At 58.2% G+C, this 23,062-nt stretch carries 22 protein-coding genes; 13 read left to right on the forward strand and 9 right to left on the reverse strand.

The genetic code is table 11. The annotated features are described in order from the left end of the window. Nucleotides 1-11 precede the first annotated feature (11 nt). Nucleotides 12-926: a LysR family transcriptional regulator gene (locus tag ACYZT6_RS09515; protein ID WP_462026654.1), complete on the forward strand. Its 915-nt coding sequence runs from the start codon at nucleotides 12-14 to the stop codon at nucleotides 924-926. A 202-nt stretch (nucleotides 927-1,128) separates the two neighbouring features. On the opposite strand, the gene ACYZT6_RS09520 is transcribed toward ACYZT6_RS09515, so the two are convergent. After that, the gene (locus tag ACYZT6_RS09520; RefSeq protein ID WP_462026655.1) at nucleotides 1,129-2,055 is read right to left on the reverse strand and encodes a LysR family transcriptional regulator; all 927 of its coding nucleotides are present in this window, start codon (nucleotides 2,053-2,055) and stop codon (nucleotides 1,129-1,131) included. 94 nt (nucleotides 2,056-2,149) lie between these two features. On the opposite strand from ACYZT6_RS09520, the gene ACYZT6_RS09525 reads away from it, so the two are divergent. From ACYZT6_RS09525 to ACYZT6_RS09545, 5 genes are all read left to right on the forward strand, one after another. Then, on the forward strand, nucleotides 2,150-2,989 hold the full coding sequence (locus tag ACYZT6_RS09525; protein WP_462026656.1) for an AraC family transcriptional regulator: 840 nt from the start codon (nucleotides 2,150-2,152) through the stop codon (nucleotides 2,987-2,989). A gap of 330 nt (nucleotides 2,990-3,319) precedes the next feature. After that, nucleotides 3,320-5,146 carry a DUF1302 domain-containing protein gene (locus ACYZT6_RS09530; protein ID WP_462026657.1) on the forward strand — a complete coding sequence of 609 codons (1,827 nt, stop codon included), beginning with the start codon at nucleotides 3,320-3,322 and terminating at the stop codon, nucleotides 5,144-5,146. A gap of 11 nt (nucleotides 5,147-5,157) precedes the next feature. Continuing rightward, entirely contained in the window at nucleotides 5,158-6,495 is a 1,338-nt protein-coding gene (locus ACYZT6_RS09535; protein ID WP_462026658.1) for a DUF1329 domain-containing protein, read from the forward strand. Between the two features lie 164 nt (nucleotides 6,496-6,659). After that, nucleotides 6,660-8,009: a DUF1254 domain-containing protein gene (locus ACYZT6_RS09540; protein WP_462026659.1), complete on the forward strand. Its 1,350-nt coding sequence runs from the start codon at nucleotides 6,660-6,662 to the stop codon at nucleotides 8,007-8,009. After that, the gene (locus tag ACYZT6_RS09545) at nucleotides 8,006-9,391 is read left to right on the forward strand and encodes a DUF1254 domain-containing protein (protein WP_462026660.1); all 1,386 of its coding nucleotides are present in this window, start codon (nucleotides 8,006-8,008) and stop codon (nucleotides 9,389-9,391) included. Before ACYZT6_RS09540 ends, ACYZT6_RS09545 begins: the two co-directional genes overlap by 4 nt. Before the next feature lie 408 nt (nucleotides 9,392-9,799). On the opposite strand, the gene ACYZT6_RS09550 is transcribed toward ACYZT6_RS09545, so the two are convergent. Continuing rightward, nucleotides 9,800-11,773, reverse strand: coding sequence for an alkyl/aryl-sulfatase (locus tag ACYZT6_RS09550; RefSeq protein ID WP_462026661.1), 1,974 nt, complete (start codon nucleotides 11,771-11,773; stop codon nucleotides 9,800-9,802). Between the two features lie 137 nt (nucleotides 11,774-11,910). Here ACYZT6_RS09550 and ACYZT6_RS09555 point away from each other — a divergent pair, with 137 nt between their 5' ends. The 7 genes from ACYZT6_RS09555 (at nucleotide 11,911) to ACYZT6_RS09585 (ending at nucleotide 18,499) form a co-directional block, all read left to right on the forward strand. After that, entirely contained in the window at nucleotides 11,911-12,579 is a 669-nt protein-coding gene (locus tag ACYZT6_RS09555; protein ID WP_462026662.1) for an ABC transporter ATP-binding protein, read from the forward strand. A 1-nt stretch (nucleotide 12,580) separates the two neighbouring features. Then, complete coding sequence (locus tag ACYZT6_RS09560) at nucleotides 12,581-15,052, forward strand: ABC transporter permease (RefSeq protein WP_462026663.1); 2,472 nt, start codon at nucleotides 12,581-12,583, stop codon at nucleotides 15,050-15,052. Next, nucleotides 15,042-16,109: a lipocalin-like domain-containing protein gene (locus ACYZT6_RS09565; protein ID WP_462026664.1), complete on the forward strand. Its 1,068-nt coding sequence runs from the start codon at nucleotides 15,042-15,044 to the stop codon at nucleotides 16,107-16,109. Before ACYZT6_RS09560 ends, ACYZT6_RS09565 begins: the two co-directional genes overlap by 11 nt. A gap of 127 nt (nucleotides 16,110-16,236) precedes the next feature. Next, nucleotides 16,237-16,479 (forward strand): hypothetical protein, encoded by a 243-nt coding sequence (locus tag ACYZT6_RS09570; RefSeq protein ID WP_109632873.1) that lies wholly within the window; start codon nucleotides 16,237-16,239, stop codon nucleotides 16,477-16,479. An 11-nt stretch (nucleotides 16,480-16,490) separates the two neighbouring features. Next, nucleotides 16,491-16,664: a hypothetical protein gene (locus tag ACYZT6_RS09575; protein WP_462026665.1), complete on the forward strand. Its 174-nt coding sequence runs from the start codon at nucleotides 16,491-16,493 to the stop codon at nucleotides 16,662-16,664. Between the two features lie 86 nt (nucleotides 16,665-16,750). After that, on the forward strand, nucleotides 16,751-17,335 hold the full coding sequence (locus ACYZT6_RS09580; RefSeq protein ID WP_462026666.1) for a hypothetical protein: 585 nt from the start codon (nucleotides 16,751-16,753) through the stop codon (nucleotides 17,333-17,335). Between the two features lie 351 nt (nucleotides 17,336-17,686). Beyond that, nucleotides 17,687-18,499 carry a VanW family protein gene (locus ACYZT6_RS09585; protein WP_462029922.1) on the forward strand — a complete coding sequence of 271 codons (813 nt, stop codon included), beginning with the start codon at nucleotides 17,687-17,689 and terminating at the stop codon, nucleotides 18,497-18,499. Nucleotides 18,500-18,607: 108 nt separating this feature from the next. On the opposite strand, the gene ACYZT6_RS09590 is transcribed toward ACYZT6_RS09585, so the two are convergent. The 7 genes from ACYZT6_RS09590 to ACYZT6_RS09620 form a co-directional block, all read right to left on the reverse strand. After that, nucleotides 18,608-19,105 carry a hypothetical protein gene (locus ACYZT6_RS09590; RefSeq protein ID WP_462026667.1) on the reverse strand — a complete coding sequence of 166 codons (498 nt, stop codon included), beginning with the start codon at nucleotides 19,103-19,105 and terminating at the stop codon, nucleotides 18,608-18,610. A gap of 54 nt (nucleotides 19,106-19,159) precedes the next feature. Next, nucleotides 19,160-19,483: a hypothetical protein gene (locus ACYZT6_RS09595; RefSeq protein ID WP_462026668.1), complete on the reverse strand. Its 324-nt coding sequence runs from the start codon at nucleotides 19,481-19,483 to the stop codon at nucleotides 19,160-19,162. A 63-nt stretch (nucleotides 19,484-19,546) separates the two neighbouring features. Then, the gene (locus ACYZT6_RS09600; RefSeq protein ID WP_462026669.1) at nucleotides 19,547-19,816 is read right to left on the reverse strand and encodes a hypothetical protein; all 270 of its coding nucleotides are present in this window, start codon (nucleotides 19,814-19,816) and stop codon (nucleotides 19,547-19,549) included. Nucleotides 19,817-19,823: 7 nt separating this feature from the next. Further along, the gene (locus ACYZT6_RS09605) at nucleotides 19,824-20,294 is read right to left on the reverse strand and encodes a hypothetical protein (RefSeq protein ID WP_462026670.1); all 471 of its coding nucleotides are present in this window, start codon (nucleotides 20,292-20,294) and stop codon (nucleotides 19,824-19,826) included. Nucleotides 20,295-20,374: 80 nt separating this feature from the next. Continuing rightward, a complete protein-coding gene (locus tag ACYZT6_RS09610) occupies nucleotides 20,375-20,986 on the reverse strand; it encodes a hypothetical protein (RefSeq protein WP_462026671.1) in 612 nt (203 codons plus the stop codon). Nucleotides 20,987-21,011: 25 nt separating this feature from the next. Continuing rightward, the gene (locus ACYZT6_RS09615) at nucleotides 21,012-21,482 is read right to left on the reverse strand and encodes a hypothetical protein (protein ID WP_462026672.1); all 471 of its coding nucleotides are present in this window, start codon (nucleotides 21,480-21,482) and stop codon (nucleotides 21,012-21,014) included. 96 nt (nucleotides 21,483-21,578) lie between these two features. After that, the gene (locus tag ACYZT6_RS09620) at nucleotides 21,579-22,964 is read right to left on the reverse strand and encodes an IS4 family transposase (protein WP_462026673.1); all 1,386 of its coding nucleotides are present in this window, start codon (nucleotides 22,962-22,964) and stop codon (nucleotides 21,579-21,581) included. Nucleotides 22,965-23,062 lie beyond the last annotated feature (98 nt).

Below are 23,062 nucleotides of genomic sequence, written 5' to 3' on the forward strand. Positions count from 1 at the left end.
GGAGCAAGACCATGCTTGATTTACGCCAGCTCGACCTGAACCTGCTGCTCGCCTTCGACGCGATTTACCAGCAACGCAGCGTCACCCGCGCCGCCGAGGTGATGTGCCTGTCGCAACCGGCCATGAGCAACGCGCTGCGCCGCTTGCGTGAATTGTGCGGCGATCCGCTGTTCATCAAAAGCCGTCTCGGCGTGACGCCGACGCTGGTGGCGCATCGGCTGGCCGACTATGTGCGCGCCGCCCTGGAGTCGTTGCGCGATGGTTTGCGCATGATTCCGGCCGCGCGGCAGAACAACCCGTTGCTGCGCATCAGTTGCCTGGACTGCCTGCAACCGGTGCTGCTCGACGCCTTGCTCGAAGCGCCGCATGCCGACTGGCAGGTGCGCTATTTCCAGCCACGCCGTCGCGATGCTTTGCAGGAACTGGCAAGCGGCAAACTCGACATCCTGATTGACCTTGATCAACCGCTGGCCGGCCTCGCCGGTCTGCACAAGCAGGTGTTGCCGGCCGACCATTACGTGTTTGCCTATGGCGCCGCGCTCAAGGAACCACCGCGCACGCTGCAAGCGTATCTGCAGCAGCCACAGATTCAGGTCTCCAGCCGTCGCGATGGCCTCAGCCCGGTGGACTTGCACCTCGGTTTGAAAAGCCTGCGCCGAACGGTGGCGGTGAATACCCAAAGCACATTGGCGGCGAAATTGATCGCCGATCGGCAGCCGTTCGGCATGAGCCTGCCGAGCCGTGTCGCCACGGTGCTGGGGTTGCAGCAAGTACCGCTGCCGCTGGACGAACCGGTGGAGTTGAAACTGGCGCTGTACATCGAATCCCGTTATCGCTTCGAGCGTAGCCGCGAAGAGGCGATGCATTGTTTGCTGCGTGCGTTGGGTGAGCCGCGAGCGTTGCAGTCGCTCGCACGTCGCGCGTAGCAACGATCGATGGCCGAGCGATCATTTGTGGAAATTGGGCTTTTGTGGCGAGGGGGCTTGCCCCCGTTGGGTGGCGAAGCCGCCCCAAAAATTCAACCACTGCAGTGATTCAAGTAAACCGCGTGTAGGTTTCACGACTGCTGCGCAGCCGAACGGGGGCAAGCCCCCTCGCCACAATTTATCAGCTCGGCTGGGGCTGGCATCATGGCTGATTCACCGCCAACAATCGCTGGTCAACCGCCAGAACCGCATCGACCATCGCCAGCGCCGCCGGTGTCAGCGAGTAACCGGAGCGGCTGACGATACCGTAATGCAGTTGCAGGCCGGGGTCATCGCTGGGGACGTCGACGAAATCAAGCAGGCGAATGAGTCCTTGCTCGGCCGGTTCAGCCAGGGCTTCCATGGTCGCGATGCCGACGGCGTCAGAGCGCATCACCACGCGGCGGATCGCATCGAATTGTGCGCATTCGACGCTGGGGTTGAAGTCCGGTTCGCCCTGCACGTCGGCGAGGATCTTGCGGATCATCGGCGGGATGCGCGTGCCGACCACGGCGTAGCCGAGCAGGGCACGCAGGGTCAGGTTTTCTCGGTTTGCCAACGGGTGATCGACCCGACAGAAGAACCTCCCGCGCCGGGGTCGCAGCAGTTGCACCTGATACTGCGGGTCCCCGGTGAAGTAACGCGAATCGGCCACCAGGAATTCGATTTGCTGCTCGCGCAACCACAGCGCCAGTTGTTCCCAATCGCCAAGGTGGAAACTCGTGCGGATCGCCGGATGGGCCTGGATAAATTCTGCCAGCGCCTCGGGCACCAACAGCTGCGCCGGATAAGGGCCGCATCCGAAATGCAACTCGCCACCCGTCAGGCCATTGTATTGGGTCAGTTCGTTGTGCAATGCCTGACTGCCGGCCAGCAGACGCCGGGCGTGTTGCAACACCAATTCGCCCTGACCGGTGAGGCGGAACTCGCGACTGCTGCGCTCCACCAACGCGCAATCGAGGTCCCGTTCCAGGGTCTGGATGCTGCGGCTGAATGCCGGCTGACTGAGGTTGATCGCCTCGGCGGCGCGGCCAAAACTGCGGTAATCGGCGAGGGCCACGAGGTGGCGAAGCTGGCGTAAGTCCATCATGCGTCTCCTGCATTCAGCGGATACTTTTAATGCATTGGATCGATACCACGGCGACTGGCATAAGTACAACCCTGTCTTCTCGCCGTAGCCTGCCATGCCTGATCAATCCTTCGCTTCCAGTGCGTTTACCCGAACCATTCTCAACCATGCCCGGCAGTCCGGCCTGTGCCAGGACCAGTTGCTGCAGCGCGCCGGCATCAGCGTGTCGTTGCTGGACGGGCAGGGTCAGCACATCCCCGCGCACCTGGTCGAACAACTGTGGCGCGAATGCGAGCGCGCGGGCGCTGCTGCCACGTTCGGCTGCGAACTGGTCAACGGCATGGCGACCACCTGCCTGCAAGGTTTGAACATCCTGCTCGATTCCGCCGCGACATTGCGCGCCAGTCTGGCCTGTTTTACCGGGTTCCTGCCGCGGGTGACCAACTACGTGGTGGCCGAACTCGAAGAGGTCAATGGGCAGGCCCGACTGCACCTGCGCGCCGCCCACGGGCAGCCGCACTTTTATGCTCTGGACGCGGCGACGCTGACCCTGGTGCGCAACATCGCCAGGCGCCTCGGGCGGGCGCCGGGAGAGGTGTTTGTCGGTGTCAGCCTGACACCGCAGCAAGCGGCCGGCGACTGGTTGCGCAGCGTTGGCATCGAGGTGCAAGAGGGCGGGCATCCATGCCTGAAACTGCCGTCGGCGAGCCTTGACGAACCCTTGCTCGGTGCGAATCCCTTTCTGCATCAAAGCATGCTCCGCCACTGGAAAACCGAGGCCGCGCAACACACGCGCAGCGATAGCCTGGACATGGCGCGGCATTGGCTGACGGCCGGTGACCAGCCGATCGAACGCATCGCCGAACGCCTCGGTTACCGCCAGCCGAGCAACTTCATCCGGGCCTTTCGCAAACAGTTCGGCATCACCCCCAAGCAGTTTCGACTCTCGCTGTGACAACCACCTTGCTGTGACTCCGTTGCCGACCCCGCCTTGCTGCGTAGCAGCTGTCGAGCCCCAGCGAGGCTGCGTTCGGCGACGCAGTCGTCGTAAACCCTGCGCATGCAGTCTTCCTGACTCACCGCGCTGCCTGATTTCACGACGACTTCGTCGCCGAACGCAGCCTCGCTGGGGCTCGACAGCTGCTACGGGGCGGTTTTGCTGAAGAGGTCATCAAATACACCGAGATGCACGGTGATGATTATTTTTTGTCGGCCATCGCTTGCGTGTATCGGTGGATTGTTGGGCACCGTGTCCGGGCTGAGTAATCCTGACCGGAGCCTAATAATGATAAGAAAATGCTCGGCCACAGCCGCAGTCCTCCAGCGACCGCATCGGCTTGGCCACACCCGCCCGCAACCCCTTGCGCTGGCGATTCTTGCTGTCCTTGCGGGGCCTTCTTATGCCACCAGTTTCGACATCAACGAAGACTGGAGCCTGTCGACCAAAACCACGCTGTCCGTGGGCAGCAGCTGGTCGACGCAGAACCCCGACAAAAGCCTGATGACCCGCGCCAACGCCCTGCAAGCCCAAGGCGTGCGCGCCAACGGCAGCAGCGTCAGCGCCGACGATAATCGGCTGAATTTCGAGAAGGGCGATCCCATTTCGCAGACCTTCAAGGGCCTCACTGATTTCAGTCTCGATGGCCAGGGCCAGGGCGCGTTCATACGCTTCAAATACTGGTACGACCACGCCTATGAAACCCGCAAAGGCCGGTTCAAGGATTTTGACGATTCGGGGTGGGACGACCTGTCGAAGTTCAAGGGCTTCGAGATGCTCGACGCCTACGTCTGGAAGGACTTCCAGGTCGCCGAACATCCATTGAGTGTGAAGGTCGGCAACCAGGTGTTGTCGTGGGGCGAGTCGCTGTTGATCCAGAACGGCATCAACGTGATCAACCCGCTGGACGTCTCGGCGTTCAACCGTCCGGGCGTGGAAATCAAGGAAGGGCAGTTGCCCGTGGAGATGGTGTCGTTCAGCTTTGGCCTGACCGACAGCCTCAACCTCGAAGGCTTCTACCAATACAACTGGCGCCCCAGCGTGCTTGACGGTTGCGGCACGTTCTTCGCCAGCAGCGATGCGATCCAGAAGGGTTGCGGGCCGTTGTATCTGAGCCAGGTGCAGACCGATCAACAGATGCAGGCGGCTGGCTTGTACGCCACTTCACGAGGCAACGAATCGCCGTCCGATAACGGCCAGTTCGGCTTCGCCCTGCGCAATATGATCCACGCGCTGAACGATGCCGAAGCCTCGATCTACTTCATCAACTATCACTCGCGGCTGCCTTATTTCACCCTTGATGCGAGGAACACCAGCCTGTCAGGCACCTTTCCCGGTGGTATTCAGGCGCCGAGCTACGCAGCAGCGTTTCCGGAGAACATTCGCCTGTACGGCATCAGCCTGAATGGCGTCGAACCCAACAGCGGCATTTCCCTGGCCGGTGAGTTGAGCTATCGGCCGAACATGCCACTGGCGATCAACGCACCGGACATCAACGTCGCGGTGATTTCCGGGCCGGGCGGCAGTTCCTGGGTCGACCTGCCACCGGGGTTTAACACCAACGGCGGCAGCCGCTACGACGGCTGGGTGCGCAAAGGCGTGTGGCAGATGACCGGCTCGGCGACCCAGGCCTTCGACCACATCCTGGGCGCGACCCGTTTGAGCCTGTTCGGTGAGGCCGGTGTCGTGCACATCGACGACCTTGGCGACGAGCGCCTGGGACGCAACGCCGCGTTCGGCCGTAGCGCGCCGCGCAACGGCACGGCCTGCAACACCGTGGCCTCTGGCGTGACCAATCAGTACTGCACCGACAAGGGGTTCGCCACCGACTGGTCGTGGGGTTATCGCCTGCGCGCAAGCCTCGAATACAGCGACGTGCTTCCGGGGATCAACCTGATTCCGGCGGTCAACTGGCGGCATGACGTCTCGGGTTATTCCTACGACCCGCAAGGGCCGTTCCAGGAAGGTCAGCAAGCCCTGGGCCTGAGCCTGACCGGCGTTTACATGAACGACTACAGCGTGGAACTGGCCTACAACGCGTTCTTCGGTTCCAACGACTACAGCACCCTCGACGACCGCGACTTCGCATCCGTCAGCTTCAAGGCAGACTTCTAAGGAGAACCGTTATGCGTATGCAAATGTGCGTGCTGGCTTTGGCCTGCACCGTCGGCTTGGCTCAGGCCAAAGGCACCGATTCCGCCGCCCTTGGCAAAACCCTGACCCCCATGGGTTCGGAAATGGCGAGCAACGCCGACGGCAGCATTCCGGCCTGGAGCGGAGGCCTGGCCAGTAATGCCGGCACCGTCGACAGCAAGGGCGGTTACAGCGATCCGTATGCCGCTGAGAAGCCGTTGTTCACCATCGATTCGAAGAACGTCGCGCAGTATCAGAAGTTTCTCAGCCCCGGGCAGATCGCGTTGTTCAAGCGTTTTCCCGACAGCTACAAGATGAACATATACCCGACGCACCGCAGCGCCAATCTGCCCAAGGATGTGCTGGCGCAGAGCCGCGACAATATCGCCAAAACCAGCCTGGCCGACGGCGGCAACGGCTTGCACGATTACGCCCGGGGCATTCCGTTCCCACTGCCCACCGAAGGTCTAGAGGTGATGTGGAACCACATGACCCGCTATCGCGGCGGCAGTTACGAACGCATCAGCAGCTCGGCATTGGTGCGTGAAAACGGCGCCACCAGTTACGTGCGCAACCAGTCGCTGATCAACTTCGCCGACACCGTGGGCGGGCTGGAAACGGGCGCCAATATCCTGTTCATGTTCAAGAGCCGCGTGCTGGAGCCGGCGCGTCTGTCCGGCGAAGCGGTGCTGGTGCATGAGCCGATCGACCAGGTCGCCGAGCCGCGTTCGGCGTGGCAATACCTGCCGGGCCAGCGTCGGGTGCGTCGCGCGCCGATGATTGCGTATGACAACAGCGCCCGTTACAGCAACGGCCTGATCACCGCCGACAACATCGATGGCTACAACGGTGCGCCGGACCGTTTCGACTGGAAACTGATCGGCAAACAGGAGCTGTTCATCCCCTACAACAGCTACAAGATCGGCAGCCACGGGCTCAAGTATGACGAGGTGATCAAACCCAATCACATCAACCAGGACCTGGCACGTTACGAAAAACACCGGGTGTGGGTGGTGGAAGCCACGCTCAAGCCCAACGCCCGGCACATCTACGCCAAGCGCCGGTTCTATGTGGACGAGGACAGCTGGCAGATCGCGCAGTCGGACCAGTACGACAGTCGTGGTGAACTGTGGCGCAGCGGGGAGTTGCACGCGATTCAGCAGTACGACCACGGCTTCACCTACAACGTGCTGGAAACCTCCTACGACCTGATTTCCGGCCGCTACTACGCCGGTGGCCTGGCCAACGAAGAGACTGAGCCGATGCGTGTTGGCTTCGCCGCCAAAACGGATGACTACACCCCTTCGGATTTGCGCCGCTGGGCCAAGTGACCGCAATTTAAAGCCACACAAATCCCCTGTGGGAGCGGGCTTGCCCGCGATGAGTCCATAACATTCAGCATCTTTGTTGACTGATACACCGCCATCGCGGGCAAGCCCGCTCCCACAATGTTCGCGGTGCTTTCTGCCGTTCTGTATCTACCAGGAGATCTGCCGTGCGCTACTGGATATCCGCACTCGCCCTGGGCGCAAGCCTGGGCTCTGTCCACGCTGCAACCCTCGATCAAACCCAGGCCAGGGCACTGGCGCAAGAGGCTTACGTCTTTGCCTACGCCACGGTCGAGCACGACAAAGTGCTCACCGCCATCGCTGCCAGACTGCCGTTCAACCGGCTCTACAGCGAACCGCGATTGCTCGGGCCGCAGGACAACAAAGTGGTGTCGCCGAACAACGACACGTTCTATTCCCGGGCCTTGCTCGACCTGCGCGGCGAGCCCGTGGTGCTGGAGGTGCCGGCGGTGGAAGCGCGTTATTACAGCTTTCAACTGGTCGACATGCGCACCGACAACCTCGATTACATCGGTACTCGCGCCACGGGCGACCAGGCGGGGCGTTACCTGATCACCGGGCCGGACTGGCAGGGCGACATGCCGGCGGGATTCAACGGCATGATTCGCTCGCCGAGTCGGCTGGTGTTCTTGCTCGGGCGCACCGAGGTCAAGGGCGACGCCGACCAGAAGGACGCGTCGAACGTGCTGACGGGCTATGCGCTGCAACCGTTGTCCAAGGTGATCGGTGGCGCGGTGCCTGAAGCGTTGCCCCCGCTGCAATTGCCGCCGTATCAGGACACGAAACAGGGGCCGGCGCAGGCACTGTTCGGCACCTTCAATGCCTTGGCTCCGCTGCATGAATGGACACCCGCTGAACGCTCGAAGCTGCAGCGTTTCGCCGCCATTGGCGTGAAGCCCGGCGTGGCCTTCGAACCGCCGACGGATTTGATTGAAGCGATCGCTCAAGGCGCAGAGGCCGGCCGCGAACAAGTCCGTGCCGCCTCGAGCCAGCTATCGGTGGAGCAGCAGGGCTGGTTCCGTTCGCCGACCAATGTCGGCAAATTCGGCGACGATGACCTGACCCGAGCGGCGGTGGCGTGGCGCTACATCTACGCCAACGATCCGGTGGAAGCGGTCTACCCGATGGCGTTGCACGATGCGCAGGGCCAGACACTGGACGGCAGCAAAAGCTATCGCCTGCATTTTCCTGCCGGCCAGTTGCCGCCGGTGAATGCCTTCTGGTCATTGACCCTGTACGACGGCAAAACCCAATTGCTCGCCGCCAACCCGATTCAGCGTTACGCCTTGGGCGATCGCAGCCCCGGTTTGCACTACGACGCTGACGGCGGCCTGACCCTGATTCTGCAACCCACCGCGCCAGCGCAAACGCATCAGGGCAATTGGCTGCCGACGCCTGAAGGCCCGTTCAATCTGTTGCTGCGCTTGTACCTGCCCAAACCCGAAGCGCTGGACGGCAGTTATCGGATGCCGACGATCGCGAGGGTCGAGCCATGAACCAGATCTTCAGTCGTCGTCGCGTACTCGGTGGCATGGGTGTGCTGGGAGGAAGTCTGATGTTTCCACGCTGGTTGCTGGCCGCCGACGCGGACGACACTCGGGCCATCGCTCGGGAGGCGTGGATCTACGCCTACCCGATGCTGATGCACTATCAGACCTTGGAAAAACAGCTGCTCAATCCTGCCGCGCCGGAGTATGTCGGCGGGTTCAATCGCTTCCGTCACTACAGCGAGTTGTACACCCCGAAAAACCGCGAAATCGTCACGCCGAACAACGACACGCCGTACTCCTGGGCCTGGCTGGATCTGCGCAGCGAACCACAAGTGCTGAGCGTGCCGGCGGTCGACGATGATCGTTACTACGTTCACCAATTGGTTGACCAGTACACCCACAATTTCGCCTACGTCGGCGTGCTCAGCACCGGGCGCGAGGCGGGGGACTACCTGATCGCCGGGCCTGACTGGCAAGGGCCGACACCGGCCGGAATCAAGGCCGTGCTGCGCAGCGAGACCGCGATTGTCATGGTGCTCGGGCGTACCGGTTTGAAAAACGCTGATGACTTGCCGGCGGTGCGCGCGTTGCAACAGCACTATCGATTGCGTGCGCTGCATGACTACTCCGGTAGCCCGGCACCTGCCGCGGCGCCCGCGATTGCGTGGCCGGTGTGGGACAGCAAAACCGGGTTGGGGCCGTCGTTCATCACGGCGCTGAACCAGATCCTCACGTTGTGTCCGACTCATCCCTCCGAGGCGGCGTTGCGCGAACGATTCGCGCGTATCGGCATCGTGCCCGGCCAGGGTTTCGATGTCGCGGCACTACCGGTGGAAACGCGTCAGGCCTTGATCGCCGGAATTCAGGATGCGCAGGCGCAACTGCAAGCGGCGGTGAGTCAGGTTCGCACCACCCTCGGCTTGTTTGGCACTCGTGACGCGTTGCAGGGCAACACCCTTAACCGCGCCATCGCCGCGCACGTCGGCATCTACGGCAACAGCGTGGAAGAGGCGTTTTACACCGGCACTCGGCAGGACAACCAGGGCCAGCCACTGCAGGGTGGTCGTCAGTACCAATTACGCTTCGCGCCGGGGCAATTGCCGCCAGTCAGCGAATTTTGGTCGTTGACGCTGTATGACCTGCCGGACCGGCAACTGGTGGCCAATTCGATTGATCGTTATTGCCTGAGCAGTCGCAATCAGTTGCAGGCGGACGCGGATGGCGGGTTGACGCTGGTGATGCAACCTTCGGCACCGCCAGCGCAGAGCAACTGGTTACCGACCCCAGCGAGCGGGGCGTTTACCCTGGTGTTGCGCTTGTATGGACCGGGGCGGGAGGTGATTGAGCCCATGTGGCGGATGCCGGTGGTTCAGGTAATTACTGCGTAACCCGGTAGATCGCAATCGCGAGCAGGCTCACTCCCACAAGGGATCGAAGCCGAATGCCAATTCCAGGCTCACCACAGATCAAACTGTAGGAGTGAGCCTGCTCGCGATTGCGGACTGACATTCACCATCGACGCCGACTGACCCACCGCCATCGCGAGCAGGCTCACTCCCACAAGGGATCGAAGCCGAATGAAAATACCGGGTTCACCACAGATCAACTGTGGGAGCGAGCCTGCTCGCGATAGCGGACTGACATTCACCATTGACGCCTGCTGACCCACCGCAATCGCGAGCAGGCTCACTCCTACAAGAATCGAAGCCGGACACAAATACCAGGTTCACCGAAGATCAACTGTAGGAGCGAGCCTGCTCGCGAAGGGCGCGACGCGGTTTCCCCGCGTCACCCATTCAAGGCGTCACGATATTGAACTGCGGACTGAAGCTATCCAGGCTCGTCAGCAACTCCCCAAGTTTCTTCCCGTTCCCTTGCAACTTGATCAACCCTTTCTGCATCGCCGTCGGAAAGTCCAGCTGCTTGAGACTGATCTGCTGCAGTGTCAACTGGCTCAAACTCACACTGGCATCCGCCGCCGGATTAAGCCCTGTACGGTGAGTCAGCACCCCATTACGCAAGGTCAGGTTGAAATCCTTGTGCTGATCTTCAAACGTCCAATTCAACGTCAGGTCATGCCCCACAGCCTTATCGCTGTCGAGACGAATCGCCAGGTAATCGAAAAACATCTCCGGCGTCATCGCCCGCACCATGTCCACCGACACCGAGCTGCCGGCATGCTGTGGCACGCCGCTGCGCAATTCCATTGCCCCGGTCAGGTACATGTTGCGCCAGGTCGCGTTCTCGCTTTGATAACCCAACTGCTCCAGCGCATCCGCCTGGGCGCTGTGTCCCGGCACGTTGTCGGGTTCGGCGAACATCAGCTGATTGCCCAACTGCGCCGCCCAGCGATAGTCACCCTTGGCCATCGCCGCGCGCATCTTCTCGATCACCGCCACGCCGCCACCCATGGCCTCGACGGTGCGCTTGGCGGTCTCCACCGGCGGCAGCGGATTGAGGTTGGCCGGGTTGCCGTCGTAGAAACCCATGTAACGCTGATACACCGCCCGCGAGTTGTGGCTGAGCGAACCGTAGTAACCACGGGTGTACCACTTCTGGTCGAGATCGCCGGGCAGTTTCTGCATGTTCTCGGCGATTTCCATCGGCGTCAGGCCCTGGTTCAACAGGTGCAAGGTGCGGTCGTTGAGAAACGCGTACATATCGCGCTGATCGGCGAGGAACGTGCGAATCCGCTCACCGCCCCAAGTCGGCCAGTTGTGCTGGGCGAACAACACATCACTCTTGTCACCATAACGCGCCAGGCTGCTGTCCAGGTATTGCGCCCAGGCCTTGGCATCGCGCACGGGCGCACCACGCGGGGTGAGGATGTTGTGCATCATTTGCGTGGCGTTTTCGGCCATGCACAAGGCGCGCAACTGCGGCAGGTAGAGGTTCATCTCCGACGGCGCTTCGGTGCCCGGTGTTAACTGAAATTCCACCTCGATGCCGGCGATGGTACGGGTTTCGAGTTCCTTGCTGATCAGGTCAGTCGGCTCGATCAAGGTGATGGTGCCGCCGGTGGGCAGGCTTTTGCCCATACCCGAATCCACCTGGCCTTTTTCACCCCGAGACAACAGGCTGCCGAACTGATACTGCGCGCGGCGGCTCATGGCGTTGCCGGCGTAGACGTTCTCGCTCATCACGTGTTCCATGAACCCGGACGGCGCGAACACCTTGACCTTGCCGGCCTTGACGTCGGCTTCGTCGATCACCCCGCGCACGCCGCCGAAGTGGTCGACGTGGGTGTGGCTGTAGATCACCGCCACCACCGGCTTCTGCGGGCGGTTCTGGTAGTACAACGCCAGGGCGGCCTTCGCGGTTTCGGCCATGGTCAGCGGGTCGATGATGATCAGCCCGTCGTCACCTTCGATGATGGTCATGTTGGCCACATCGAGGCCGCGCACCTGATAGATGTTCGGGCTGACTTCGAACAACCCGGCGTGAGCACTGAGCTGGGCCAGGCGCCACAGGCTCGGATTGACGGAAGAGGGCGCCTGATCCTTGTCGAGGAAATCGTAGGCCGCAATATCCCAGATGACCTTGCCGGCTGCGTCCTTGACCTGACCCTTGAACGGCGCAATCAAACCGCGACTGACCGATTCAAAATCGGTGCGGTCACTGAAAGGCAGGTGCTGCAGCACGGCGGCGTTGTTGGTTGAGGTGATCGAACTGGCATCGGCCGGTACATCGGCGGCGTACACCGATTGCGTCAGGCAAACCGTGACCAGGCAGGCCAGCAGGCCACGAGGGCTTAAAGTGAAACGAGGCATGGCGTCTCCGTTTTTTATCGTTATGGTTAGACCAGTCTTGAGGTTAGGGCGGCGGCCAGTGAGGGCAGCAATCCGCAACGGACAAAAACCATGCAAGGCCGCTATCCTTGCCCCACGTTCATCAAACAGGCTCGCCCATGCTTCAGGTCCAAGGCGTCTTCAAAAGCTTCGCCACTCCGCAAGGTCCATTGCCGGTGCTGCAAGGTGTCGACCTGACGTTGAAACCCGGCAGCAGCCTGGCGCTGATGGGCGAGTCGGGCAGCGGCAAGAGCACCTTGCTGCACTTGATTGCAGGGCTGGACAAGGTCGATCAGGGCAGCATCCGCAGTGGCGAACATCGACTGGACCAAATGAACGAAGGGCAGCTAGCGAACTGGCGCCGGACCGAAATCGGCCTGGTGTTCCAGCAGTTCAACCTGATTGGCAGCCTGCGGGTCGAGGACAATCTGGCGTTTCAGGCGCGGCTGGCGGGGCGGTATGATCCGCGTTGGCAGGCGCATCTGGTGCGGCGACTGGGCCTGAGTGATTTGCTGCGGCGTTATCCGGAGCAGCTCTCCGGCGGGCAACAGCAGCGCGTCGCGTTGGGCCGCGCCTTGGCGTCGCAGCCGAAATTACTGCTGGCCGACGAGCCCACCGGCAGCCTGGATGAAGCCACCAGCGATGAGGTATTGAAGTTGCTGCTGGAATTGCTCGACGACAGCCCGACCACCTTATTGATGGTCACTCACAGCCACCGCGTTGCCGCACGCCTGGCGGAAAAAGTCGTGCTGCACCGCGGCCGTCTGGCTGGCGCGGACGAGCGCTGAGGTGCGAGTCTTTCGCGAAACGCTCCGGGCGCTGCTCAGCCATTGGTGGCAGCACCCGGTGCAATTTTTCAGTGTGTTGACCGGGCTCTGGCTCGCCACCAGCCTGCTGACCGGCGTGGAAGCGCTGAACAGCCAGGCGCGGGAAAGCTATGCCCGGGCCAGTCAGTTGATCGGCGGCGAACCGCAAGCCAGCCTCAGCGCGCCCAGTGGCGCGACCTTCTCCCAGCAAGTGTTTGTCGACCTGCGCCGCGCGGGCTGGCCGGTATCGCCCGTGTTGCAAGGGCGGGTGACGCTCAAGGGCCATGAAGACCAGCGTTTGCAATTGATGGGCATCGAACCGGTGTCGCTGCCGGCCGGTTCGGCGGTGGCGGGGCGGTCGTTGGCGATCGAGCAGATTGTCGAGTTTTTCACCCCGCCGGGCCGCACCTGGATTTCACCGCAGACCTTGCAGACGCTGGGGCTGCATGAAGGCGAACAACCGCTGAGCGCAAGCGGCGTGGCATTGCCGCCATTGCAGGTTCAAACCGACATGGCCCCCGGCATGTTGCTGGTGGACATCGGCTTCGCCCAGCAGATTCTCGGTCTGCCGGAGCAACTGTCGCGTCTGCTGCTGCCCAAGGATTTCAGCGCTGCATTACCCGATCAATACAAAGGCCAGTTGCAGCTCAAGACCAGCGATGAAGAAAACAATCTGTCGCGACTGACTGAAAGCTTTCACTTGAACCTCGATGCCTTGGGGTTCCTGTCGTTCGTGGTGGGTTTGTTCATCGTTCACGCCGCGATCGGGCTGGCGCTGGAACAACGCCGAGGATTGCTCAGAACCCTGCGCGCTTGCGGGGTCAGCGCACGCATGCTGATTACGTGTCTGGTGGTTGAACTCGGTGCGCTGGCGCTGATTGGCGGCATTGCCGGTGTCGTCAGCGGTTACCTGCTGGCCAGCGTGCTGCTGCCGGATGTGACCGCCAGTCTGCGCGGGTTGTACGGCGCCGAAGTGGGGGGGCAGTTGAGCCTCAGCCCATGGTGGTGGTTCAGCGGTGTGGGCTTGAGTTTGCTCGGCGCGCTGCTGGCCGGAGCCAGCAGTTTGTTGCGGGCGGCGCGTTTACCCTTGCTGGCGCTGGCCGATCCGCAAGCCTGGCATCAGGCTCACGCGCGCTGGTTACGGCGTCAGGGTTGGGTCGCGGCACTGGCCGCTGTCATTGCGCTCATCGCCTTGTTCTGGGGCGACAGCCTGGCCAGTGGTTTTGTGCTGATGGCGGCGCTGTTGATCGGCGCCGCACTGGCCTTGCCGGTGGTGCTGAATATCGTGTTGAACCTGGCGTTGAGCCGCAGCCATTCGGTGCTCGGCCAATGGTTTCTCGCCGACTGCCGTCAGCAACTTCCAGCGCTGAGCCTGGCGCTGATGGCGCTGCTGTTGGCACTGGCGGCGAACATCGGCGCCGGCAGCATGACCGCCGGTTTTCGCGAAACCTTCAGCGACTGGCTCGAACAACGCCTGACCGCCGAGCTCTACGTCAATCCGCAAAACCCGGCCCAGTCCCGAGAACTGCACACCTGGCTGAAACAGCAGCCTTCATTGACAGCCGTGCTGCCCAACTGGCAAGTGTCGATCCAGTTGCAGGGCTGGCCGGCGGACGTCTTCGGTGTGATCGATCACCCGACCTATCGCCAACATTGGCCGTTGCTGGAGGCCTTGGGCGACAACCCCTGGGACCGCTTGGCCAAGGACGATGCAATGATGCTCAGCGAACAACTGGCCCGGCGCTTGAACGTACGACTCGGCGATCACTTGACCCTCCCCACGCCGGGCGGCCCGTGGTCGCCACGGATCGTCGGGATCTACGCCGACTACGGCAATCCCAAGGGCCACATTCTGGTAAACGGCAACCATCTGCTGCGCGGGTGGCCGCAGCTCACGCCCAATCGTTTCAACCTGCGCATCGAGCCGGCGTTGATTCCGCCATTCCTCAAAACGCTTCAAGCCCGCTTCACCCTGGACGACAGCCGAATCTTCGATCAGGCGCGGCTCAAGGGGTGGTCCACGCAAGTGTTCGAACGCACCTTCGCCGCCACTGCCGCGCTTAACAGCCTGACCCTGGCCGTCGCCGGTGTGGCGCTGTTCATCAGCCTGCTGACCCAGAGCCAGAGCCGTCTCGGGCAACTCGCGCCGCTGTGGGCGCTGGGCGTGACGCGGCGGCAATTGATGCTGCTCAACCTGGGGCAGACCTGGCTGCTGGCGGTGCTGACGCTGGTGCTGGCGTTGCCGCTGGGGATCGCGTTGGCGTGGTGCCTGGACACGGTGATCAACGTGCAGGCGTTTGGCTGGCGGCTGCCGTTGCGGTTGTTTCCGCTGCAGCTGTTGCAGTTGATGGGGCTGGCCTTGCTCGCGACCTTGCTGGCGTCGGCGTGGCCGCTGTATTCGCTGTATCGCACGCAACCGGCGGACCTGTTGAGGACGTTTGCGCATGAGGATTAAGGTCGTTGTGTTGCTATTGGCGTTGCTATCGGCGTTTCTGAGCGGCTGCGATAACTCGGTGCCTGACGATAAAGGCTTCGCCGGGCTCGGCGGTGAGGCCTCCGCGTTTACCCCGGTGGTGCCCGGTCGGGTGTTCAGCTTCCCGGCCGATCATGGGCCGCATGACGGCTTTCGCATCGAATGGTGGTACGTCACGGCCAATCTCAAGGACGATCAGGGCCGCGAGTTTGGCGTGCAATGGACGTTGTTCCGCAGTGCGTTGAAGGCTGTTTCGGAGCAGCCGGGTTGGGGCAATCAGACCATTTGGCTGGGGCACGCGGCCGTGACATCGGCAACGGCCCATCACGCGGCAGAACGCTACGCCCGTGGCGGCGTTGGTCAGGCAGGTGTGAATCTCGCACCGTTCAATGCCTGGATCGACGATTGGCACTTCAGCAGTCAGGGAACCGATGCCTTGGCGAATCTTCAACTCAGCGCTCGGGACAAGGGCTTCAGCTACCAATTGCGGCTGACGTCCACACGTCCGCTGGTGCTTCAAGGCGACAAGGGTTTCAGTCAGAAATCCGAACAAGGGCAGGCGTCGTATTACTACAGCCAACCGTTTTTCCAGGCCAGTGGCGCGCTGGAAATCGATGGCAAGACTTATCAGGTCAGCGGTCCGGCCTGGCTCGACCGCGAGTGGAGCAGCCAGCCCCTGACCGTCAATCAAACGGGTTGGGACTGGTTTTCGCTGCACCTGGACAGTGGCGAACAGGTCATGCTCTACCGCATGCGGCAAAAGGACGGCGCGCCTTACCTCACCGGCACCTGGATCGACGCTCAAGGCCAGACGCAATTGCTGCACGCCGACGACATCAGCCTCACACCGCAAGACACCGCCAAAGTCGCCGGTCGCGAAATGCCGGTGCGCTGGTCGATCAAAATCCCCGCCAAGCACCTCGACATCACCATCACCGCGCTCAACCCCAATGCCTGGATGGATTTGCGCATTCCATACTGGGAAGGCCCGGTGCAATTCAACGGCGGCACCGGCTACCTCGAAATGACCGGCTACTAAAACTCCCCGTAGCAGCTTGTAGCAGCTGTCGAGTGAAACGAGGCTGCGATCGCATCTCACCAAATCCCCCGGAACTCCAAACGCCGCGCAAGCCTCTACCGTACGAACGCCCCGCAGGAGCCCTCACATGAGCGAAGACCTCAAACCACCCGACCTCGATGCCTGGCAGCGCCTATTCGAAGACAAGGCCTACTGGCAGCAATCCCCCGACGCCCATTACAGCGAACTGCTGCGGGTGGCCGACGACTTGCTGGGGCAGGGCGCCATCGATCTGGAGCAATGGCAGGCCTTGAAAGCCAAGGCCGAGCAATCCCACAAAGACTCGCCCGCGGTGAACGTCGCCCAAGAGGTTGATGACCCCGAAGCCTGAGGAGAACCATCATGAAACCCCAATCCCCCGACACCACAGAACATCCCGACGAACCGCGACCACCCGGCGAAGTCGAGCGCGACAACGATGCCCTGCGCCCCACAGACCCGACTCGGCGCAAGGAGAGCGGCAAGGGCACGGAAAGCGGCGAATCCACCGCGCAAGAAACTGCAAAAACTCCCTGAACTGCGTCTATGCTGATTTGCACAGTCGGCGCTGACCCACGGGTCAGAGCCGTCTGCTGCCACCAATCACAGGGAAAGTATTGCTTATGAAACTCCACGCACTGACTAAAGCCATCACCCTCGCTACCTTGCTGTCTGCCACCAGCCTTGGCGCCATGGCTGCGGACATTCCGCTGTCTGCCGTTGTGGAAGCGGATCAGGTCACCACCAAAGTTGTCTCGGTCGATGCTGCCAAGCATCAGGTCGTCCTTGAAGGGCCGGAAGGTCGTCAGGTTCATGTGCAACTGACCGACAAGGCCAAAAACCTCGACAAACTGAAAGTCGGCGATCTAGTCGACATCGAGGTCACCAGCTCCGTCGCCGCCTACCTCGACACTGATGTCGACAAAGGCCTGCCAGGCACTGTCGAGCGTGCCGGCGAAGTCCGTGCCGCCCCAGGCAGCGACAACCCGGGCGGCGAAGCCTACCGTCAGGTGCAGGTTCAGCTGAAAATCACCAAAATCGATCTGAAGAAAAACCAGGTGACCTTCGAAAACCCCGCCGGCCAGTCCAAAACCATCGACGTCGTACGGCCCGAAGTTCAAGCAAAATTGAAAGACCTGAAAGTTGGACAAAGTGTCGTAGTGACCTACACCGACATCCTTAAAGTAACCAGCAAACACGAAAGCTGAGTATTAGCTCTATATATTGATTGTTCTTGTACAACTTTTTTGTATAAGAGCAATCAGTTTTAATGGTCTAACTGGTGAGTTTTTTTGTTGTCGTACAAATCATATTTGAAATGACATTTAATTAATGTGGTATCGATAAATTTCATGATTATGTATACGGACAAGTTTGCCGACTTCAATTAAAATACTTCCCGTTCGCCCAGTGGCAGGGCTCTTTACCAGTGCAGGGATTGCCGAGGCCATTACACTGGGCGAACACCTCCGAGTTCGATACGCACCTGCAGCAATACGTTAAGATGCGCGGCACTTTTCACATCAAGGATGAAAACGGCCGCCGCCGTTCTGACACGGATGAAACCACTCTCCCTTTATCACCCGGCCCTCTACTGGCTGCGCGTGTGGCAAAAAAGACTGTTTCGGCAAATAGCCTGGCACTTCTCCAGCCGGCAATACGCCGTTTCGATCAACACCGAATCCCGCTTGCCCTTTCGCTACCTCAAACACACCTCCAAGCTGATCCGAAGGCTCGGTAACTCCGATATTGCGCTGCAACACAACAAAGTCATCAACCTCAAACTGGCCGTGTCATCGATAAACGGCATAGTCATCGCGCCCGGCGAATACTTTTCCTTCTGCCGCCTAGTGGGCCGACCGACCCACAAACGCGGTTACGTCGAAGGCATGGAACTGTCATTTGGTGAAGCACGCAGCGGCATCGGCGGCGGAATCTGCCAACTGAGCAACCTGATTCACTGGATGGCCATTCACTCACCGCTGGTGGTGGTTGAACGATCGAACCACAGCTTCGATCCATTTCCTGATGAAGGGCGGGTGTTGCCGTTCGGCTCCGGGGCGGCGATTTTTTACAATTATATTGATCTGGTGCTGCATAACCCGACGGATAGGCATTTTCAGTTGAAATTGAATGTTGGGGAGCAGCAGTTGGAAGGGGAGTTGTTGTGTGACCGGGTAAGGGAGTATCGGTATCACGTTTATCAGGTTGGGCATCGGTTTTTGCGCGAGGGCGGGCGGGTGTTTCGGGAGAATGAGATATGGCGGGAGGTGAGGAGCAAGGGGCAGGGGAGTGAGGTGTTGGAGGATGAACGGCTTTATAAGAATCGGGTGGTTGTTAAGTATGAGGTTGAGGAGAGTTTATGGTCGTGAATGTATGAAGAAACGGGTGATTTTAAAATTGCTCGTTTTTGTTTGGAAGTCGATAGAGCTTTTGGGGGGCGAAGCACTAGTCGATAGGGTTGAGCCAGTACATCCGGATCAATTCCTGAAGTAAAGCTCATCCAGTTGCCGTCTCCGAATCCGCAGATATTCCTCCCATACCTTTGGGAAATCTTCATCTTTAGTGAGGGGGAAAGTCAGATAAATGTACTTGCCTTTAACACTTATATATTCGCGTGCACGTTTGAAGGCAGGTTGTTCGTACATCGAGATGCTTTCATCGTATCCGTCATGGCTGTGGGAGATGCTAACCCTGTGCGGAGCGATCATGCCTCGCGCAAAATCAATCACCCAGCCTTGATCCAGCCCAGTGCTCAAATAGCCGTAAACGCCATCATTTGATAGCCGAATACATGATTTTGCCTGAGCACCGTCGTCATCGTTCACCACAATGATCTTGTCTCTGAAGTACTGGATGCTTCGCTGATCCGGTCCTTGCAAAACCAAATTCCAGCCTTCAGCTGACATGCGAAATTCGCCTTGATTTTCGAATTCTGCAATCCAGCCGTTTGAAAGACTGATCTGGTGTTTATTCACGAGAGATCCTGCTTGTTTGATTGATAGGTAGACGTTCTGAAAGTGGCGACTGTCTCACTTTTCCTGCTTCTCCTGCTTTTCGGAATTTTGTCGTTTTGTGGAGCACAGACAGTCAGAGAGCCAAGTCAGACATTGGGCTACCTTATCGGCATCGTCCATCCAGGCCGATTCTTTCTTATCCAGCTCCGTAAATGCATCGACTGCACTCGCTCGATAAAATATCATCCAACCTTCGCGTCCTTCATTGACGATCAGGTAGGTAGTTCCTTGACTTTCGACATTCAGCGACCAACAGCCGAAAAATGCGCGCTGGTCCGAGAATTCGATGACGGAGAACCCGGCACGCTTAACCGCATTTTGCAGATCCGCAAAAGGCATCGGTAGACTCCTGTCATGTGTGAAACCATTTGAGACCCGGATTATGGATCTTTTTTGAGTTTTTCAGGACGATGTAGCCTTTCCACGATCTGTGCCGGGCTCAAAGATGAGCAGGTAATCGACTTCCCGGTTCCTGCAGAGATTAACAAATTCTAAGGCTGCAGTTGGATCAGACATGTAGAGTTCATAAGCAACTCCATCTATCTGATAGTACTCTTCGTAATCCACCAGACGACTGCTGACGGGTATCGAGACATAGGGTTTTCCAGTTTCCAGTTCTATACCAATAGAGAAGCGCTCGGAAATGCTTGTCAGCGTGTCATTGAATTTCATTTTTTCTCTAAAGGTTTGCGATATCGCTAGGGCCGCCATCATTGATAAGCTTTGATAGTCGCCGGTTGTAAAGCTCAATGTCCTGCGCGTTCGGCGTTTTATTTATTTCTTGATGCAGGAATTCCATGCATTTAGATATTAACTGCTTTTCATTGCTAGACATATCCAGGATTAGGTCAAACCTGTTTTCAGATAAGACTGGTGCCTTTTTTCGCATATAGTAATAGCACCCTATATTCTCGAGAAGGTCGTTTGCGTCCTCTAGACTGTTTTTTACGGTAATTACGTATTTTTCAAACGCGTTTTTTAGAATGGGCACGGGATTTTTTTGTGTCTCGAGAAAGCTGCAAAGCCCTTGCCAATTGATGATGTGTAGTTGATTACCCCAGTCGGGATCTCTTGTGAAATAGATGCCGGTTCCTCTGAAGTAGTCTGGGAATTCGTCTCTGTTTAGCGCTTTCTCAAAGTTGCTGATCATTGAAGATGTTCCCAGCCATAAAAATTGGCTTCGGTTAAAGAGGGGCTGATTTTAAAAAAAAGGGAGCGGGTTTCTGTCATTTAAAGACTTTCAAGATCAATGGAGCAGCCGATGCCTTTTAGTTTTTGAACTCGTTGTTCGAATGAAAGCATTTGTAGATCTTTGGTTTTTATATCGTGCTCTTTTCTTAAAAGTCTAAATAGGCGACCTATATTTTCTTTGCTTTTGTTGTCGAGACTCTTGATCAGGTCGTAGTTGTCGGCGGATAGAAATGGGAATTTTTGTCTTGTTATGCAATATGCTGTTATGTTTGAAAGTAGACCTTCAGCGTCTTCGTAGTTTTCATTGAGGTGTCTCGCGTATTCTTCAAATATAGTCGTCAATAAGCCCTGCGCAGCTTTCTGGGTTTTAAGTACGCTGCACATTCCTGCCCAGTTGCCTACATATAGATGATCGCCCCAGTCGGATCCTCTAGCAAAGTAGATACCATTTCCTTTGAAAAAATCGGAAATTTCATGTTGATCTAAGGCAGTTTCGAACGTGGTTTTCATTGGGTTTATTTTTCGCGCGTCTAAGTTTCTCAACAACGTCCCCACCCGCCTGTCATGGGTGATACTCTCTGATCCAATTAAAGCTATTTCTTTTGGTCCGCGTTTGGTTGCTCTCCAAAAAAAATAGCTGATGGCCTCCAATCTCCCTCGCTTGCTGCTTTACGTACTACAGTTTTTCTAAGTCAACTTTACAGCCATTTGTTTTGATTTCGGACAGGAATTGATCGGGACTTATCACGGGTTTGCCGACGTTTTTTTTGGCGTACCCACTACGAAGTATTCTAAATAGATCTCCGATTATTTTTTTGTTTGGTTTGTTAAGGTTTGATACCAAATCAAAACCATCGGCGGACATGAAAGGTGTGTCTTTTCGCATTGAGTAGTAGCAACTGATGTTTAGTAGTAAGGAGTTCGAATCTTCATAGGTATTTTTCAGCGATATTAAGTATTTACTGAATACTTCAAGCAGTATTTCATTTGGGTTGTCTTTCAGTTTAAGGTGCCCGCAAAGCCCCTGCCAGTTGTTGATGTAGAGGTGGTCTCCCCAGTCAGGATCTGGGGAAAAATATTGTCCTTGACCTTTGAAGAACTCTGTGGGTTCGGTATTTTCCATTGCTAGTTGAAATTTTGTTTTCATAGAGCCTTTTTCAAACTCTCAACTCGGCTTGGACAGAAAATAGATCAGGTTCATTCATTATCGTGAATTAAAAAAGGGGTCGGATTTGAATGGCACTTACTTAACATGTTTTGCGTGCCCATTTTTCCTGACATCTGCCCTTGCTGACCGACGTGGTTTGGTCAGCAAGGGGTAGGCTTGAGGTCTTCGTTTTATGGCTCGCGGCTCGATACGACCAGGCCGATTCCCGACGCGCCTCTGAGCAATCAACATCAATAAATTCGACAGGCCATCCTCGTCTTCAGGGCTGCCATATTGTCGCAGTGCCAGCCATAGTTGAAGGCTGTGTTTGAAGCTCAGTTCGCGAGGTAGGCAGTCAGCTAACAGAGCCGATTGTGCCATGAGCATTCGGATCAGATTGTGTGCCAACAGATAGACCCATAACTCTTTGACTGCCATGCCTGGGGTCTTGCAGCTTAACTTTCCAAGTCCCAGCGTAGCTTTGAGATTTCGCAAATCCAGCTCGACATGCCATCGTCCCTTGTACAGCGATTTGAGGGCTGTTTTGGGTGTCTGCTTCGGGCAATGCAACGTGGTGACCAAAGTTTTTCCACCAGCCTTCAACTCTCGCACGGTCAGTCTTTCAGGTGCCTGTTCGTAATGCGTTTGACTCATCCACGGCGGTCTCCTTTCAGGTTTTTTCAACTCGATCAGGTGATCTTCCGAACCGATACTTTGACCCAAGCGAAAGTCCGTGCTGCGCCGTCGAGCACCGTATTGTTCGAACACGCCATCGACACCTCTTCGTTGCAACTCGCACAGCAAGAAATAGGTAGCGTAGTAAGCGTCGCCCAATAAAATGTCGCCTGTTTTCAGCGTGTCGAGCATTGATCTGAGCAGCGTTTGCTCATCGCCGCCCTTGCCTCGGAAACGTCCAAGGGCGGCATCTAAGACGGCGCCGCTGGAAAGGCAAACGATGCCAACCACGCGACACAGGGGAAAACCAAGACCGACTTTCTGACCGCGTGACTGCGGATAGGCCCCCTGATTGGCCGCAGTGTCGGGCATGCTGACCGTCGTACCGTCCACCAGGCGTACAGGCCGTCCCATCCAGCGCCACGACGAAGGTGCGTTATCACTTATCGAAGCACCGGTGTGTCTGACCAGCGTGGAAACCATTTCCACAGGCAGGCGCTTGCGGGCTTTACAGTAGGCGCCCGTGCGAGTGCTATTGGGCTTCATGCCGCCACAAAACCGTTTAATGGACAAGTCGTTGACGGCGTTCTGGCAGGAACGGTCGGCACTCATTGCTTGAGCCAGAAACATAGACAGCGTTTCAGTCGGCGGAAACAGGCGCTCCCGATATTCCGGCAATGCAGACTCGACGCGCTGCAACAGTTCGGGCGCAGTGAGCAGGTTGAAAAACGCATAGGCATCACAGTTCGAAGCGTGTCGATGAAAGCGTTGCTGTTGATGCTGGAGAATTTGACGTCTACGATTCACTGGGGCTGTGTCCTTGGTTTGTCGGGGTGTGTTCGCAACTATCACCGTAGACCAAGACCAGCCCTTCTTCATTTTTTGCTTTCAGCTCAATTGGTTAG

The organism is Pseudomonas sp. RT6P73 (assembly GCF_054897715.1).

Coding starts and splice junctions, on each gene's coding strand:
- ACYZT6_RS09605 (WP_462026670.1), bottom strand. CDS start 20,294: ATGATCAGCAACTTTGAGAAAGCGCTAAACAGAGACGAATTCCCAGAC.
- ACYZT6_RS09570 (WP_109632873.1), top strand. CDS start 16,237: ATGAGCGAAGACCTCAAACCACCCGACCTCGATGCCTGGCAGCGCCTA.
- ACYZT6_RS09595 (WP_462026668.1), bottom strand. CDS start 19,483: ATGCCTTTTGCGGATCTGCAAAATGCGGTTAAGCGTGCCGGGTTCTCC.
- ACYZT6_RS09530 (WP_462026657.1), top strand. CDS start 3,320: ATGATAAGAAAATGCTCGGCCACAGCCGCAGTCCTCCAGCGACCGCAT.
- ACYZT6_RS09555 (WP_462026662.1), top strand. CDS start 11,911: ATGCTTCAGGTCCAAGGCGTCTTCAAAAGCTTCGCCACTCCGCAAGGT.
- ACYZT6_RS09525 (WP_462026656.1), top strand. CDS start 2,150: ATGCCTGATCAATCCTTCGCTTCCAGTGCGTTTACCCGAACCATTCTC.
- ACYZT6_RS09615 (WP_462026672.1), bottom strand. CDS start 21,482: ATGAAAACAAAATTTCAACTAGCAATGGAAAATACCGAACCCACAGAG.
- ACYZT6_RS09580 (WP_462026666.1), top strand. CDS start 16,751: ATGAAACTCCACGCACTGACTAAAGCCATCACCCTCGCTACCTTGCTG.
- ACYZT6_RS09565 (WP_462026664.1), top strand. CDS start 15,042: ATGAGGATTAAGGTCGTTGTGTTGCTATTGGCGTTGCTATCGGCGTTT.
- ACYZT6_RS09535 (WP_462026658.1), top strand. CDS start 5,158: ATGCGTATGCAAATGTGCGTGCTGGCTTTGGCCTGCACCGTCGGCTTG.
- ACYZT6_RS09600 (WP_462026669.1), bottom strand. CDS start 19,816: ATGAAATTCAATGACACGCTGACAAGCATTTCCGAGCGCTTCTCTATT.
- ACYZT6_RS09545 (WP_462026660.1), top strand. CDS start 8,006: ATGAACCAGATCTTCAGTCGTCGTCGCGTACTCGGTGGCATGGGTGTG.
- ACYZT6_RS09520 (WP_462026655.1), bottom strand. CDS start 2,055: ATGATGGACTTACGCCAGCTTCGCCACCTCGTGGCCCTCGCCGATTAC.
- ACYZT6_RS09550 (WP_462026661.1), bottom strand. CDS start 11,773: ATGCCTCGTTTCACTTTAAGCCCTCGTGGCCTGCTGGCCTGCCTGGTC.
- ACYZT6_RS09575 (WP_462026665.1), top strand. CDS start 16,491: ATGAAACCCCAATCCCCCGACACCACAGAACATCCCGACGAACCGCGA.
- ACYZT6_RS09515 (WP_462026654.1), top strand. CDS start 12: ATGCTTGATTTACGCCAGCTCGACCTGAACCTGCTGCTCGCCTTCGAC.
- ACYZT6_RS09585 (WP_462029922.1), top strand. CDS start 17,687: ATGAAACCACTCTCCCTTTATCACCCGGCCCTCTACTGGCTGCGCGTG.